The sequence below is a fragment of the Bradyrhizobium sp. 27S5 genome (genome assembly GCF_037217225.1).
Taxonomy (GTDB): domain Bacteria; phylum Pseudomonadota; class Alphaproteobacteria; order Rhizobiales; family Xanthobacteraceae; genus Bradyrhizobium; species Bradyrhizobium septentrionale.
Window position 1 is genome coordinate 19929 of record NZ_CP147715.1, and the last position, 13999, is coordinate 33927.

Below are 13999 nucleotides of genomic sequence, written 5' to 3' on the forward strand. Positions count from 1 at the left end.
GTCACCCTCGCCTCTGGATCGTGATTTTTTCCTGGCTCCAGCCGACGCCGGAGACAAGGATGGCCCTGTCGACCGCATAGTCGACGATCATCATGTTGCTCTTCATCCGATAATTGACGATGCGGTTCTGCCCGCCCGAGACTACGAACAGGACCGGCGCGTCGCGCGAGGCGGCCGACTCCGGGAACTGGATGTACGTCTTGGTGCCGTCGCTATAGACTTGAGTCGGCCGCCAGCCCGCGCTGCCCGAGACCGAATAGCTGAAGTTCAATTGCTCTGCCGGCACGCCGGCGCCGCCCGTCTCGATCCGGGCGTTCACATCCGCCAGGCGCGAGGACACGTCCTCGGGATAGTCGAAGCCGACCCGCGCCATGTACTGCGTGGCGTGGGACTTGAGCTGGATGTGATAGGTCCGTCGCGACGTCGTCACCACCATGGAGGTGACGAGGCCTGGCTCGGTCGGCTTGACGATGAGGTGGATCGCCTGGCCGCCCGTCGCGCCGGAGGTCGCGGGCTCGACCTTCCAGCGCACGGTGTCGCCGACGAGCACGTCGCGCACGACCTCCCCGCCCTCCAGCTCGAGGTCGCAGACCTGCAGCGGTGAGCAGACAACAGATGGCTGCACTTCGCCATAGAGGAAGATCACCTTGCCATCGGCGCCGCGCGTCACGAGCCCGGTTCGGCCGCGCCATTGGCCGGAGATATCCATCCCCTTCGCTTCCTTCCGGTTGAGGCTCTGGGCATCGGCGCTGTGGAGGCCGGTGATGGAAACGAGGGCGGTCGCGATCAGAAGGGCCGCCCGGAATGTTGGTCTTGTTGCAGTCATAGGTAAGGGCGCGCCTTTCAGATCTGAGCGGTCCAGTCAAAATCCTTGAGGTAGAGACCGATCGGGTTGAGCCGGATCACCGCCTCATCCTGCGGCGGGATTAGCACGACGCTGGCCACGCCCCGGAAGCGTCGGGTCGCCACTTCCTTGCCCTTGCGGTCGCGCTCATACTCGGTCCAGTCGATCTGGAAGGACTGCGGCGACAGTGGCACGACATTGTTGACCTCGATCGCGACCGTCGCGGTCTTGGCCTTGTCGAAGGGAGAGCTCGAGCGGAACCAGGCGTTGACCTTTTCGGTCGCGGGGTCCGTCGTGCGCAGCATGGCGTAGACGCGGTCGATATATTGCTTCTGCACCACCGTGTCCGGCGTCACCGATCGGAAGTTGGTGATGAAGCCGGCGAGCGTGGCGCGCACCACGCGCGGGTCGGCGTATTCGATCTGGGCCGGAAAGCCCGCACTTACGGACGAACCGAGCTTGTCGACCTCGACGATGTAGGGAACGAGCTTGACCTTCGTGCTCTGGTAGAGCGCATAGGCCGTACTCATGAGCGCGAGGCCGAGGCTCGCGATCCCGACAATGCGCCAGGCGCTGGCGGCCTTCACATAGGAGCCGTAGCGCTCGGTCCATTCCTGCCGCGCGGCGATATAGGGATTTTCGGGACTGTCGGGGGAGGCCAAAACGCGTTTCTTCCGTCATTTCTCGTGTTTTTGGGGCGGAGGGGGCGGCGATCCGCCGCCGCTCTTCTCAAGCTTGGCGTTGGCGAGCCCGAGCAGAGATCCGGCATAGGCGCCGGGCGCACCGATCGCCTTGTCGCGGGCGGCCGAGGCGAGCGCGCCTCCGGCCGAGGCCGCGCCACGAAGCCCGGCAAGGGCGGCGCCGCCGACCGATGAGCCGCTCGCGCGCGCCGCCGAGAAGGCCGCTGCGCCGGCGTTGGCCCCGCCCATCGCGAGGGCAGCGCCTCCGGCCGCGAAACTCGCAGCCTGCGCGCCGTGCCGGATCACTTCCATGCCGCTGCTGACCGAGGCGCCTTGAACCACGCCCTGGACGATGGACGGCACGTACATCGCGAGGATGAAGACGACGACCGCGATGCCGGCGATGGCGAGCGCGGTCTGGTACTGGTCGCCGACCGACGTATCCTGGGCGAGGCCGATCAGTACGTCGGAACCGATCTTGGCGATCATGACGAGCGACATGAGCTTCATGCCGACTGAGAAGGCGTAGACGAGGTAGCGGATCGCAAAGTCCTTGGTGAAGGACGATCCGCCGAGGCCGAGCATGATCATGCCGGCGAGAAGGCCGACATACATCTCGACGAGCACGGCAAGGAAGATCGCCGCGACGAGCGAAAAGGCGATGACGCTGACGATCATGGCGAGCGAGGCCGAGAGCGCCAGTGCGTTGTCCTGAAACACGCCGAAGGAAATCTTCTGCGACATGGCGGAGGCGACCGTCAGGCCGGCATTGAAGACGTTCGCCGGTGAAGCCGAGCCGCTGCCGCCGCCGATCTGGAACAGGCTGTCGACCACGGCTTTGGCGAAACTCGGCCCCTCCGCCAGGACGAAGGCGAAGAAGCCGATGAACATGATCCGGCGCACGAGCTCGGCGAACCAGGCTTCGATCGTCGCGGCCTGGATGGCGAGCCAGACCGCGGCGATGCCGACCTCGATGCCGGCGAGGATCCAGAACAGCGATTTTGCGGCGTTTGTGACGGTCGATTCCCACCCCTTCGCGGCCGTGACCACCTGGTTCTCGACCGTCGTCAGCACGCCCCCATCCGCGGCGGCGATTGCCGGACCGACGGTGCGAAGAAAGACGGCCGCTGTGACAACAATGGCAAGCACCGTCGAAGGACGGGTGAGAAAGGAGGCCGTCACCATCGCGGACGCATCTCCTGCCCGCCCGACATCGACGGCGCCGTCGATTTGAAGAACTCCTGCCGGCGCGCCTGGGAGAGATCCTTCTCGGCCTGCTCCGACTGATACCAGGTCGCCATCATCGTCATCTGTTGCGAGACTAGCCCGCGCAGCTTCTGCATCTGGGCGACCTGCTGTGTCGCGATCTGGTGGCCGACCTGCAGCGCCTTCATCTGGCCGTCGGCGCCTTCCGACATCGTGCGGAGCTGCGACATGGTCGCCTCCTCGCTCGAGAATTGATCGGCGGTGAGGCTGGCGGCGCGCAGCGTGCCGCCGATCGTGTCGCGGTTGGTCGAGGACCAGTTCTGATAGGTCTGCGAGAAGCTGGCGTTGTTCGGCAGACTGGTCTTGAAGTCGGCGTAGCTCTGGAAGCGTTGCTTCAACACATCGTCGATATTGCCCATCGAGAAGGCGACGCCCTGGCCCTGGCTGACGACGTTCCTGAGCTGGTTAAGATCGTTCTGGACCTGCCCCCAGACGTGGTTCGGCAACTGCGCGGTGTTCTGCAGCATGTTACTATAGATCTTCAACTGGTTCTGAATCTGCTCGGCGAGCTGCGTGATCTGCTTGATCTGGTTGTTCACCTGCTCGGCCGATTTGCCGACCAGCGAGACGAGTTCGCTGTTGTTGAGCATCTGCGTCCACTCGGTCGCGCCGCCACTGAGGGCGCCGCCGTCGGCGACGGCGGATCTCGCCATGAACGGCAGCGCCATGGCCGCGACTGCCGCGCCGCGCAAAAATTCCAATCTAGTCATGGGCGAGTAGCGTTTCGGCATGAGCGATCCCCCTGGTCTGGAGCCAGTACGCCGGCCAGGTGCGGCCGTGCGCTGTCTTGAGTTCCGTGATGCGTTTGAGATCGTCCCGGCCGGAGGCGCCGACGAAGGCGAGCGCGACCGGACCCAGCGCCATCTCGAACAGACGCCGGCCGGCGGGAGAGGTGACGTAATATTCGCGCTTCGGGATCGCGTTGGAGACGATCTCGACCTGGCGCTCGTTGAAGCCGAGGCGTTCATAGAACTCGCGCGTTCCCGGTTCGCGCGCCGCGCCGTTCGGCAGGCAGATCTTCGTCGGGCAGGATTCCTTCAGCACGTCGATGATGCCGGAACGCTCGGCGTCCGAGATCGACTGGGTGGCGAGCACCACGGCGCAATTGGCCTTGCGCAGCACCTTCAGCCATTCGCGAATTTTGTCGCGGAAGACGGGATGGCCCAGCATCAGCCAGGCCTCGTCGAGCAGAATAAGGCTGGGTGCGCCGATCAGGCGCTTCTCGATCCTCCGGAACAGATAGGTGAGCACGGGCACGAGGCTGCGCTCGCCCATGTTCATCAGCTCCTCGATCTCGAAAGTCTGGAAGCCGCCGAGGGTCAGCCCATCGCGCTCGGCGTCGAGCAGGTGCCCCATCGGGCCGTCGACCGTGTAGTGGTGCAACGCGTCCTTGATCTCGCGCATCTGCACGCCCGACACGAAATCGGCGAGCGACCGTCCCGGTGCCGCCGCCATGAGGGCGACCTGGCGCGAGATGGCATTGCGATGATCCGGCGTGACGCTGACGCCCTGCAGCACCACGAGTGTCTCGATCCATTCCGACGCCCAGGCGCGGTCGGCGTCGGTCGCAAGTTCGGCGAGCGGGCAGAAGGCGAACTGTATCCCCTCCCCGGCCCCGCCGCCGATCTCATAGTGATCGCCGCCGGCCGCGAGCGTCAGCGGCATCAACGACCGGCCCTTGTCGAAGGCGAAGATCTGCGCGTCCCTGTAGCGGCGGAATTGCGCGGCGATCAGCGCCAGCAGGGTCGATTTGCCCGAGCCGGTCGGACCGAAGATCAGGCTGTGACCGACGTCGTCGGTGTGAAGGTTCAGCCGGAACGGCGTCGAGCCGGATGCGACCTGCATCAGCGGCGGTGAACTTTCCGGATAGAACGGGCATGGCGCGACCGGGCTTCCCGACCAGACAGAATTGAGCGGCAGGAGGTCGGCGAGGTTGCGGGTGTGGATCAGTGGCTCGCGGACGTTCGCATACCAGTTGCCGGGCAACGAGCCGAGAAAGGCCTCCGTGGCGTTCAGCGTCTCGATGCGGGCGCCAAAACCCTCGGCCTGGACGACCCGGCGAATGCCCTCGCACTTCTCGCGTAGCCGTTCGGCATCGTGATCCTGCAGCACGATGACGGGCGTGTAGTAGCCGTAAGCGACGAGCTGCGAGGCGGCTTCCGCGATTGCGTCCTGCGTCTCGGCGACCATGGCCATGGCGTCCTGGTCGACCGAACGCGACTGGGTCTGGAACAGCTGGTCGAAGAAGGGCCGGACCTTCTGCTGCCATTTCTTCCGGGTGCGCTCGAGCCGTTCGCGCGCTTCGATCTCGTCGAGGAACATGAAGCGCGATGACCAGCGGTAGGTCAGCGGCATCAGGTCGAGGATGTTCAGGATGCCGGGCCAGCTCTCGGCCGGCAGGCCGTCGATCGCCACCACGCCGACATAGCGGCCGTCGACCGTCGGCGTCAGCCCGTGCTGATATTCGGCGGTGACGAGCCAGTCGAGGTACATCGGGACCTCGGGCAGCCGAACCGGATGGTTTTCGCCGGTGATGCAGAAGCGCACGAACTGAAAGAGTTCGTCATAGCGTGCGCTGCGGGACCCACCGCGCTCCTCGACTGTGCGGGTCCGCATGCGCTGGATCGAGAGCAGGTTCGACAGATATTGCTCGATCTCGCGGACCGAGGCCCTGAAATTGCCGAGCGCCGTGTCGGCAAAACTCGCCGAGCGGCTGTCCTTGTCGGAATAGACGTATTTGGCGAGCCCCGACTTACGCCGCTCCGGCGGCCGCCAGCTCAGGATCAGGGCGTGGCGGCTTTCGTAATGTCCGCTCTCCCGTTCGAAATGCGCGCGCCGCTCCTCGTCGATCTCGCGCGTGACCGCGTCGGGAAAATGGCCGTCCTTGCGGGCGGGATAGTCCGTGGTCGGAATGCGCAGCGCCTCGACCTGGATCATCCAGCCCGAGCCGAGGCGGGCCAGGATGGCGTTGATCTGGCGGGAGACGTCGTTGCGCTCGGCGTCGGTCGAGCTCTCCGAGTCCGGCCCGGCGAAATACCAGCCGGCCATCAACGATCCGTCCTTAAGCAGGACGATGCCGTCGTCGACCAGTCCCGCGTAAGGCACGAGATCGGCGAAGGACGGACCGGAATGGCGGAAGGAATGCAGCGCAACCATGCTCGATCCTCAGAAGCGCCGCCAGGGCGATGAGGTCGGGCGATAGAGCTGGCGGTAGCCGACATGACGCATGTAGACGCGCCGCATCGCCGGATCGGCCTTCGCCATCATCCGCAGCAGACCGACGGTGAAGGTCCAGATCGCGATGCCGAACAGCGCCGCGTACCAGGTGAGCACCACGAAAATCAGGATGACGGCCGCAAGCCCCGTCAGCAGCACGAGTTCGCGGTCGGCGCCCATCAGCAGGTTGGGGCGCGAAAGGGCGCGGTGAATGCGCGAGCGGGCGAGAGCGGAGCCGGCTTCAGCCATGTGCCGCCTCCCCTGCCCGGCTGCCGGGCGAGACGGGGGCGGCCGTTGTGGCGGTCGCAACCGTGCCGATCGAGGCGCCGGTCGAGCCGAACAGGGCGACGATCTGCGTAGCACCGAGCAGGATGCCGGCGACAAGCACAATGTAAATCAGCCGCCGCGCGAAATCGTTGAGCTCGCCGCCAAAGATCAGCATGCCGCCGGCCACCGCCACGGCCGCGAGCGCGATGAAGCCGGCGACCGGGCCGGTGATGGATTTCTGGATCTGCTCGAGCGGACTTTCCCACGGCAGGCTGCCGCCCGAGGAGGCAAGCGCGGGATGAGCGATCAGCAGGCCGAGCGCGAGCCCCAGCACGATGCGGGCGGCAAGGCGTTCAGACGACATCGGCTTCCTCCTTTGGGACATAGGATTCGGTCTGGTAGCGGCCGTTGACGAAGCCCTCGACGTGGAGGATATCGCGCAGGACGCGGCCCCTCGTGGTCCGCTCGATCGAGACGATGAGGTCGACGGCTTCGCCGATCACCTCACGCATCGGTTGCTGGCTCACCTCTGCGGTGAGCTGCTCGAGCCGGCGCAGGGCCGACTCGGCGGTGTTAGCGTGGACAGTGGCGACGCCACCGGGATGCCCCGTGTTCCAGGCCTTCAGCAGCGTGAGTGCGGCGCCGTCGCGAACCTCGCCGACGATGATGCGGTCGGGCCGCAGGCGCATGGTGCTCTTGAGGAGCCGGGCCATGTCGACGGTGTCGCTGGTGTGCAACGCGACGATGTTGTCGGCCGGGCACTGGATCTCGGCGGTGTCCTCGAGGATCAGAATCCGGTCGTCGGGGGCCGCTTCGGATATCTCCGCGATGATGGCATTCGCCAGCGTCGTCTTGCCCGAGCCCGTGCCGCCAGAAATGACGATGTTGAGGCGGGAGGCGACGGCGTTACGAATGATGCCGGCCTGGCGCTCCGTCATCACCCGGCTCTTCACATAGTCGTCGAGCGGAATCAGCCGCGACGCGCGCCGGCGGATCGTGAAGGCCGGCGCCTTGACGATCGGGGGCAGCAACCCCTCGAACCTGTGGCCGCCAATCGGCAATTCGCCGGAGATGATCGGCTGCTCGTCATCGGCTTCGGAATTGAGTGCGTGCGCCACGCTCCCGATGACGATCTCGGCAGCAGCCGCTGTCATCTCTCCGGTCGCCGCTATGCCGTGGCCGAGCCGTTCGATGAACAATCGGCCGTCCGGGTTGAGCATGATCTCCACCACCGAAGCATCATCGAGGGCGACGCAGAGCTGGTCACCCAGGGCCTCCTGAAGCTTGCGGATCAGGCGCGGATGGGAACGCAATTGCGTCATCGCGACGGGCTCCCTTCAGGCCGCTTGCGGGAGCGATTGATCGAAGAGCAGTAGCAGGCTGGCCGCACACGCTCGAAGTTTGCCTGGTCTGTCGGCAGCAGGCCGACGACCGCTGTGGTATTGCCGATCGGCTTGGGTGCTCCGATTCGGGCCATCGGCCAGCCCACGCGGCGCAGGATCCGCTCGATGCGAACGTCGGTTTCCGTGTCCAGTTCGCGGTAGCCGTTCGCTAGCGACCATTCGATGATCGCGGCGAACATCGTCCAGGTGGCGTCATGGAGCGCCTTCCCTGCCCTCCCCGTCTCGATCGAAGTGTCGACGCAGAACCGCGAGCTTTCGATCATGGCGGCGTGGGGCTTGAACAGTCCCGACGCTATGAGTTCAGGAAGGGGCACCGACAGCACGTTCGGTCCGGTCGCCGGCAGCAATCGGGCGCAGCCCGTGACCTCGCTCCGATCGGATAAAGTCAGGATGTAGGTCGGCCGGCAATTGTCGATCTGGTAGGCTTCTCGGCCGTCCCGAACCTCGACCTCCCAGTTCATACGCTCGCGGAAGGCGCGGGCGCGAAATCTATGCATCGAATCGAGCAGGACGGCCGAGTTACTGTATGTTTTGGGTGGGACGGCGATTGCCCGCATGCGTATTGCTCCGAATCTCTCGAGTTCGGAGGCCTAAAGGCCATCATCGTCAGGGCGGCGCGACTAATGAAATTATGAGTGCGATTCGCGCCTGCGGGGGTGAGTCGGGGCAAAATGGCCCCGAAAACGGTCTCGCAACGCGGAAATTTGGGCTTTGAACCCTAATAAAAGTATGAGTGTCTCGGCTGGAGTTTATAAACGGCCGCGCGCCGGCATGGCATTGAATTCGTTTGATGATTCACGAGACTAGCCCAGCTGAGAGGCGCAACTCTGGCACGAGGGTTAACGCCTCGTTAACTTTAATTGGCTGGACGGAATCGCAAAATCATGTCCATCCTCAAATCGGGTTGATGGCGATTTGCGGGCTATAACCCGAAAAGAGGGTTCAAGTTCGAATGCAAAGGCAAAGTGCGATTGCTGCGAGTCCTGAAGCACCCGAAGACAAGATCATACGGCACGCCGCGTTGCTGTCGGGTCAGCTTCAGTCGATTCGCGAGAAAATGTACCCGCCCGAGGCGCAAAAGACCCTCCGGCGGTTTATGACGCATGAAGTCTCGAAGCTGATCTCGCTCTCCGAAGCGACGCTGCGTGCGTTGCTACGCACCCTGTCGTCGGAGGGCAAGGGGCCGCTGCCCACACGCCTCGACAACAATTATCGCGTTTACACGCTCGACCAGGTCAACGAACTCAGGCGTCTGCTTGCGGAGCAGAGACCGTTAGAAGCGCTCCGCTTTCTCCCCCATCGGCGTGATGGCGACCACCTGCAGATTATCGGCGTCGTCAACTTCAAAGGCGGCAGTGCGAAGACGACGACGGCTGCGCACCTCGCCCACTACCTAGCGCTGAATGGCTACCGCGTTCTGGCGATTGATCTCGATCCGCAAGCTTCGCTTTCGGCAATGTTCGGTGCGCAGCCGGAGGTTGACGTCGGCGAGAATGAGACGATTTACGCGACGCTACGCTATGGGCCGGAGCGCCGGCCGATGGCCGATATCGTGCGCAAGACCTACTTCCCCGGCATTGATCTTGTTCCGGGCAATATCGAAGTCATGGAATACGAGCACGAAACACCGCGTGTGCTCGCAACGAGGTCAGCACCAAAGGATGAAATCTTCTTCGAGCGGCTGCGTCTGGCGATCGCGGAGGTGGAAGACGCCTACGACGTCGTCGTGCTTGATACGCCGCCATCCCTAGGCTTCCTCACACTCGGCGCCATCTACGCCTCGACTGGCATGATCGTTACCGTTCATCCAGCCATGCTCGACGTCATGTCGATGAGCCAGTTCCTGTTGATGATGGAAGGCCTCATCGGGACTATTCGCGACGCCGGCGGACGGCTTCAGCAGGACTTTCTGCACTACCTCATCACTCGCCACGATCCGAACGACCAGGCGCAGGCGCAGGTCGTCTCATTGTTGCGGCATCTGTTTGCCGATGATGTCCTAGCGCCAACCGCGGTTGAAAGCACTGCAGTTGAGAGCGCAGGGCTCGCCAAGCGAACGCTGTACGAACTCGAGTCTGGCAATATCGGGCGCGATACGTTCCGGCGCGCCAAAGATTCCATGGACGCTGTGAACGATAGGATTCTCGATCTGATCAAGCAAAGTTGGGGACGGCCATGACTAAGAAGCCGGGAGGCAAGTCGATCATCGCTAGCTTCGGCGCGTTGTCCGCGAACGCGGCCGAAGAACGAGATTCGCCGCCCGCATCCGGACATGGCGAGCCACCACGTCCGCTCGGCAGGGTTGGTGCGGGTATCATCGGCGCGACCCAGCGCACGCTCCAGGAGATGCGCGAGGAGCGCGATCGCCTACAGGCGCTTGTTGCGAAGGGCGGCGACCAAAAGCTGGCGCCGGACACAATTGACCCCTCCCCGTTTATCGACCGTTTGCCCGACGACGGCGATGCGGATTTCAGAGCTTTCAAGGCGTCCTTTAGCGAGCAAGGACAGAAAGTTCCAATCCTTGTCCGTAATCATCCGTCGAATCCCGGTCGCTACCAGGTCGTTTACGGACGCCGGCGTCTGCGGGCGGCCCGCGAGCTTGGGATGCCGATCCGCGCACTGGTGGCCGACCTGAGTGATCACGAATTGGCATTGGTCCAGGGCATTGAGAATTCGGAGCGCCAAGACCTCAGCTGGATTGAGCGCGCGTTATTTGCCGCTCAGATGGATGCGCAAGGGCTCAGGCCGCGGGACATCAAGGCTGCGGTCAAAGCTGATGATGCTGAAATGACGAAGTTTCGAACGGTCGTTCAGGTCGTTCCGGACGACGTGATCCGGTCGATCGGCCGGGCTCCGAAGACGGGTCGACCGCGATGGACCTTGCTGGCGTCGTTGGTCAAGAGCGATGCCGCAGCGGGGGATCGGATAAGAGAAACCTTGGCAGCTGCCAAGGTTTCGTCGTCCGACGAACGCTTTCAGAGCGCGCTCGCCGCGGCTTCAAGCAAGGTGGATGATGGGGAGGCAACCGCCGAGATCTCACTCCAAGCGACGAACGGTCCGGTGATTGGCAAGGCCACTTTCGGGCGCTCCGGCGTGAGGATTCAGGTGCAAAATGAGCAAGGAGCGGCGTTTGCGACCTTTCTTCGTCAGGAGTTACCAGATCTCGTCGAACGATTCATCGCGCAAGCGCGGTGAATGAGGCCGGGGCCAAAACCTTGGCAGCTGCCAAGGTTTTGGCCTTGCAGGCGACAAGAAAGTCGCCCTTGCCACTGTGTGCAACGAAGGAAAGGACGTAACCGCAAAAGAAAAAGGCCCCCGAAACGAATTCCGGAAGCCCTTCTCGTCTACCTAGCAGTGTTGAGAATCGCACTTCCCCGAATCGCAGTCAAGAGTCCCGCGAGGGAATAAGCGCTGTTTCGGCGAGCAGATTTCTTTTGCCTAGCGATAGGTGAAGAAAAATGCAGACGCACATTACAACGACGCCCTTCGGGCGGCGGCCGATGACGCTCGGCCAAATCTCAAATCAGATGGCTGCACGGACTGCGAAGCCCGAAGCGATCGTGCACAAGTGGCAGGTCTTCCAGAACATCCGGGAGGCGAGGGAACTTCTAGGCGCGACGGATCGATCGCTCACGATTCTCAACGCGCTCCTGACCTTTCATCCGGAGACGGCGCTCACGGGGGATGCCGAGATCGTGGTTTGGCCCTCAAACGTTCAGCTCATGGCGCGGGCCAACGGCATGCCGGCGACGACGCTGCGGCGTCACATCGCTGTGCTGGTCGACTGCGGTTTAGTCGTCCGGCGCGACAGCCCGAACGGCAAGCGCTTCGCCCGGAAGGGCCGGGGCGGGGAGATCGAGCAGGCCTATGGCTTCGACCTCTCGCCGATCGTGGCACGGGCTGAGGAGTTCAAGGACCTAGCGGAGGCTGTTGGGGCCGAGAAGAAGGCGTTCCGTGTTGCAAAGGAACGCCTCACACTGCTGCGCCGGGACATCGTCAAGCTGATTGAGGCCGGCATTGAGGAGGGGGTGCCAGGCAACTGGGGTAGGGTTCAGCAAAACTACCAGACGATTATCGGTCGGCTACCACGATCGGCGCCCAGGCAGCTTCTAGATGACGTCTGCATGGATTTGCATGCGCTCTATGCGGTCATACGGGCGGAGCTGGAAACATTCACGAAATCACAGAATCCGGACGCCAATGAGTCCCATTCTGGTCGTCACATACAGAATTCAAATCCAGACCCTAATTTTGAATCTGAATATAGCCTTCCAAAACAGGTTGAAGCGAGCAGCACCGTCGAGGAAACCGACAACGTTCGGAGCTTGCCGAAACGTGAGCTGCCCTTGGGAATCGTGCTCGATGCCTGTCCGAATCTGCTGGAATTGGCACGAGGCGGCGAAATCCGCCACTGGCGTGACTTCCTGGCGGCGGCGGAGATTGCTCGGCCGCTACTGGGGATCAGTCCCAGCGCCTGGCGCGAAGCACGTGAGGCCATGGGTGAACAGCATGCGGCGATCACGCTGGCCGCGATCTACCAGCGGGCGGATCAGATCAACAGCGCCGGAGGGTATCTCCGCAGCCTGACCGACAGGGCGAGGGACGGTAAATTCTCGACCTGGCCGATGGTCATGGCGCTGCTGCGGGCGAAACTCGATGCGCAGAGGACCGCGGGGAATGCCGGCGGACCTCGATCTGAACGTTCGGTTGGCACCGCGCCAAGCCTCCGCGTGTCGGAAGCGCTGCTGAAAAACCTGCAAAGGCCAAAATCGCGATGAGGGCCGAATTCATCTTCCACGGAAGCCGCGGCGCTACGCCAGATCCGTTTCGGCGAAATCATTGCCCTTGTAGAGCAGGGGCAGGTGATAGGCCTTGGCGCCGGCATAGGCGAAGCAGTCGCCGAAATTCAGGTCCGCCTTGTGGCCGACCACCTTCCCGTAGCATTTGGCGGCATCCACAGCCTTTCGGCCGATATCGGCTGAAACCATGATCTCCTTGATGCCGAAATCCTCCAAGAACTTTGCGACAGCCGACTGTGAGGTTTCGATGAAGTGCACAGGCACTGGCTTACCCTTCATGCCATTCTCGTCCGCCTTCTTCCGGGCGAGGCTGATCACCGCCTCATAGACGGTCGGCGGCGACACGAGTAACTGGGACGAGGAGCTATCAAGCCGCGCCAGCAGATCCCCGGCGTCATTTTCTTCTCCCAGGATGGCCACGATCGCGGAGGCATCGATATACATCAGATGTCGCCCCACATGTCGTCGGTGAAGGTTTTCATGTCGAAGGAGCCGCCACCCGGCCCCATTGTCCTGGATATGGCAATGCTCGCTGCCGCGCGCTCGCTTGCCGGCTGTTTCTCACGGACGCGCTGCAGCTCATGCTCGAGCGCGAGCCGCACAGCCTCGGTCTTGGTCCTAGACTTTGTGGCCGCCTGCAGCTTCGCCGCAAGGGCGTCGACATCATCATCACGAATGAACAGAGGCATCAGATATCCCTTCCGAGATATCTGAATATCGCAAATTAAATATCTACGCTAGGAGATTGAGATATCTTGGCCTCAGTCGAGCCAGTTCTCAACGATCAGGCCGTCGACACGGCTGAACTCGTCGATATCGGCGGTCACCAGCGTCAAACGGTTTGGTCGCGCGCAACCTTTATAGTAAAGTAGCGCGCAACTGATGGAGATCTCATATGGCGCGGCCCAAGCATACCGATGACGGCCTGACCAAGTTTCAGCGCTACCGCCAACAGCAGCAGCATCGCGGCATGAAGCAGCTGCGCATCTGGGTGCCTGATCCCCACAAGCCGGAATTTGCCGCCGAAGCGAGGCGGCAGGGATTGCTGCTGCGCGGCCGGCCCGAGGAAGCTGAGGCGCTGGATTTCATTGCCGCCGCGACTGAATGGCCTGAATCGTGAGGAGAGGGGATCTCGTCACGGTTTCGGCACAGGGCGACTACGGGAAGCCCCGTCCGGCGGTCGTCATCCAGTCCGATGTGCTCAATGCGGCGGACAGCGTGCTCGTGGTCTTGCTCACCGGCACGATCGCCGATGCCCCGCTATATCGTCTCACCATCGAGCCGACGGCCTCGAACGGTCTCAAACTCGTCTCACAGGTCATGGTCGACAAGGTTCTGGCCTATCCGCGGGCCAAATGCGGCCCGGTGATAGGCCATCTGTCAGGCGCCGATATGCTGGCGCTGAACAACATGCTGTCCGTGATGATCGGGCTCGCCGACTGATTGGACAGCAATAAAGAGGGGAAGGCCCGATGAAGATCATCTTCGACTGGAAGACACTGAGCCTTGGCAAGCCGCCAATCC

The 13999-nt window shown here is 62.9% G+C and carries 16 protein-coding genes; 5 read left to right on the forward strand and 11 right to left on the reverse strand.

Going from position 1 to position 13999, the window contains the following annotated elements; all coding sequences use genetic code 11:
- Window position 1: 1 nt before the first annotated feature.
- Genes trbG through WDM24_RS43045 form a run of 9 tightly spaced genes read right to left on the reverse strand, consistent with a single transcriptional unit; the run spans window position 2 to window position 8233 of the window.
- Window positions 2–826 carry a P-type conjugative transfer protein TrbG gene (gene trbG, locus WDM24_RS43005; protein WP_338832629.1) on the reverse strand — a complete coding sequence of 275 codons (825 nt, stop codon included), beginning with the start codon at window positions 824–826 and terminating at the stop codon, window positions 2–4.
- 17 nt (window positions 827–843) lie between these two features.
- Window positions 844–1506 (reverse strand): conjugal transfer protein TrbF, encoded by a 663-nt coding sequence (gene trbF / locus WDM24_RS43010; RefSeq protein ID WP_176540780.1) that lies wholly within the window; start codon window positions 1504–1506, stop codon window positions 844–846.
- Between the two features lie 15 nt (window positions 1507–1521).
- Window positions 1522–2709 (reverse strand): P-type conjugative transfer protein TrbL, encoded by a 1188-nt coding sequence (trbL, locus tag WDM24_RS43015; RefSeq protein WP_224925056.1) that lies wholly within the window; start codon window positions 2707–2709, stop codon window positions 1522–1524.
- On the reverse strand, window positions 2703–3521 hold the full coding sequence (trbJ, locus tag WDM24_RS43020; protein ID WP_338825397.1) for a P-type conjugative transfer protein TrbJ: 819 nt from the start codon (window positions 3519–3521) through the stop codon (window positions 2703–2705). The genes trbL and trbJ overlap by 7 nt, the downstream gene beginning before the upstream one ends.
- The gene (locus WDM24_RS43025; RefSeq protein ID WP_338832630.1) at window positions 3493–5946 is read right to left on the reverse strand and encodes a conjugal transfer protein TrbE; all 2454 of its coding nucleotides are present in this window, start codon (window positions 5944–5946) and stop codon (window positions 3493–3495) included. The genes trbJ and WDM24_RS43025 overlap by 29 nt, the downstream gene beginning before the upstream one ends.
- Before the next feature lie 9 nt (window positions 5947–5955).
- A complete protein-coding gene (locus WDM24_RS43030) occupies window positions 5956–6255 on the reverse strand; it encodes a conjugal transfer protein TrbD (RefSeq protein ID WP_166107251.1) in 300 nt (99 codons plus the stop codon).
- A complete protein-coding gene (locus tag WDM24_RS43035) occupies window positions 6248–6637 on the reverse strand; it encodes a TrbC/VirB2 family protein (protein ID WP_338832631.1) in 390 nt (129 codons plus the stop codon). Before WDM24_RS43035 ends, WDM24_RS43030 begins: the two co-directional genes overlap by 8 nt.
- The gene (trbB, locus tag WDM24_RS43040) at window positions 6627–7595 is read right to left on the reverse strand and encodes a P-type conjugative transfer ATPase TrbB (protein WP_166107253.1); all 969 of its coding nucleotides are present in this window, start codon (window positions 7593–7595) and stop codon (window positions 6627–6629) included. The genes WDM24_RS43035 and trbB overlap by 11 nt, the downstream gene beginning before the upstream one ends.
- Window positions 7592–8233, reverse strand: a complete 642-nt coding sequence (locus WDM24_RS43045; RefSeq protein ID WP_224925057.1) for an acyl-homoserine-lactone synthase — start codon at window positions 8231–8233, stop codon at window positions 7592–7594. The genes trbB and WDM24_RS43045 overlap by 4 nt, the downstream gene beginning before the upstream one ends.
- A 395-nt stretch (window positions 8234–8628) precedes the next feature.
- Between WDM24_RS43045 and repA the strand changes: the two genes are divergently transcribed.
- From repA to repC, 3 genes are all read left to right on the forward strand, one after another.
- Complete coding sequence (repA, locus tag WDM24_RS43050) at window positions 8629–9855, forward strand: plasmid partitioning protein RepA (protein WP_224925058.1); 1227 nt, start codon at window positions 8629–8631, stop codon at window positions 9853–9855.
- Window positions 9852–10871 carry a plasmid partitioning protein RepB gene (repB, locus tag WDM24_RS43055; RefSeq protein WP_338832632.1) on the forward strand — a complete coding sequence of 340 codons (1020 nt, stop codon included), beginning with the start codon at window positions 9852–9854 and terminating at the stop codon, window positions 10869–10871. The genes repA and repB overlap by 4 nt, the downstream gene beginning before the upstream one ends.
- Window positions 10872–11134: 263 nt before the next feature.
- The gene (gene repC / locus WDM24_RS43060; RefSeq protein WP_338832633.1) at window positions 11135–12454 is read left to right on the forward strand and encodes a plasmid replication protein RepC; all 1320 of its coding nucleotides are present in this window, start codon (window positions 11135–11137) and stop codon (window positions 12452–12454) included.
- A 33-nt stretch (window positions 12455–12487) separates the two neighbouring features.
- Here repC and WDM24_RS43065 read toward each other — a convergent pair whose 3' ends face one another.
- Window positions 12488–12919 (reverse strand): type II toxin-antitoxin system VapC family toxin, encoded by a 432-nt coding sequence (locus WDM24_RS43065; protein WP_166107257.1) that lies wholly within the window; start codon window positions 12917–12919, stop codon window positions 12488–12490.
- The gene (locus WDM24_RS43070) at window positions 12919–13164 is read right to left on the reverse strand and encodes a type II toxin-antitoxin system VapB family antitoxin (RefSeq protein WP_166107259.1); all 246 of its coding nucleotides are present in this window, start codon (window positions 13162–13164) and stop codon (window positions 12919–12921) included. Before WDM24_RS43070 ends, WDM24_RS43065 begins: the two co-directional genes overlap by 1 nt.
- Before the next feature lie 206 nt (window positions 13165–13370).
- On the opposite strand from WDM24_RS43070, the gene WDM24_RS43075 reads away from it, so the two are divergent.
- Window positions 13371–13595, forward strand: a complete 225-nt coding sequence (locus WDM24_RS43075; protein ID WP_028152591.1) for an antitoxin MazE-like protein — start codon at window positions 13371–13373, stop codon at window positions 13593–13595.
- On the forward strand, window positions 13592–13918 hold the full coding sequence (locus tag WDM24_RS43080; RefSeq protein WP_130230294.1) for a type II toxin-antitoxin system PemK/MazF family toxin: 327 nt from the start codon (window positions 13592–13594) through the stop codon (window positions 13916–13918). The genes WDM24_RS43075 and WDM24_RS43080 overlap by 4 nt, the downstream gene beginning before the upstream one ends.
- The last annotated feature ends 81 nt before the right edge of the window (window positions 13919–13999 follow it).

What these genes read in the sequence shown, in the direction of transcription:
- WDM24_RS43045 (WP_224925057.1), bottom strand. Translation starts at nt 8,233, where the DNA reads ATGCGGGCAATCGCCGTCCCACCCAAAACATACAGTAACTCGGCCGTC.
- WDM24_RS43075 (WP_028152591.1), top strand. Translation starts at nt 13,371, where the DNA reads ATGGCGCGGCCCAAGCATACCGATGACGGCCTGACCAAGTTTCAGCGC.
- repA (WP_224925058.1), top strand. Translation starts at nt 8,629, where the DNA reads ATGCAAAGGCAAAGTGCGATTGCTGCGAGTCCTGAAGCACCCGAAGAC.
- trbL (WP_224925056.1), bottom strand. Translation starts at nt 2,709, where the DNA reads ATGGTGACGGCCTCCTTTCTCACCCGTCCTTCGACGGTGCTTGCCATT.
- WDM24_RS43025 (WP_338832630.1), bottom strand. Translation starts at nt 5,946, where the DNA reads ATGGTTGCGCTGCATTCCTTCCGCCATTCCGGTCCGTCCTTCGCCGAT.
- repC (WP_338832633.1), top strand. Translation starts at nt 11,135, where the DNA reads ATGCAGACGCACATTACAACGACGCCCTTCGGGCGGCGGCCGATGACG.
- WDM24_RS43070 (WP_166107259.1), bottom strand. Translation starts at nt 13,164, where the DNA reads ATGCCTCTGTTCATTCGTGATGATGATGTCGACGCCCTTGCGGCGAAG.
- trbB (WP_166107253.1), bottom strand. Translation starts at nt 7,595, where the DNA reads ATGACGCAATTGCGTTCCCATCCGCGCCTGATCCGCAAGCTTCAGGAG.
- trbJ (WP_338825397.1), bottom strand. Translation starts at nt 3,521, where the DNA reads ATGCCGAAACGCTACTCGCCCATGACTAGATTGGAATTTTTGCGCGGC.
- trbG (WP_338832629.1), bottom strand. Translation starts at nt 826, where the DNA reads ATGACTGCAACAAGACCAACATTCCGGGCGGCCCTTCTGATCGCGACC.
- WDM24_RS43030 (WP_166107251.1), bottom strand. Translation starts at nt 6,255, where the DNA reads ATGGCTGAAGCCGGCTCCGCTCTCGCCCGCTCGCGCATTCACCGCGCC.
- WDM24_RS43035 (WP_338832631.1), bottom strand. Translation starts at nt 6,637, where the DNA reads ATGTCGTCTGAACGCCTTGCCGCCCGCATCGTGCTGGGGCTCGCGCTC.
- WDM24_RS43065 (WP_166107257.1), bottom strand. Translation starts at nt 12,919, where the DNA reads ATGTATATCGATGCCTCCGCGATCGTGGCCATCCTGGGAGAAGAAAAT.
- repB (WP_338832632.1), top strand. Translation starts at nt 9,852, where the DNA reads ATGACTAAGAAGCCGGGAGGCAAGTCGATCATCGCTAGCTTCGGCGCG.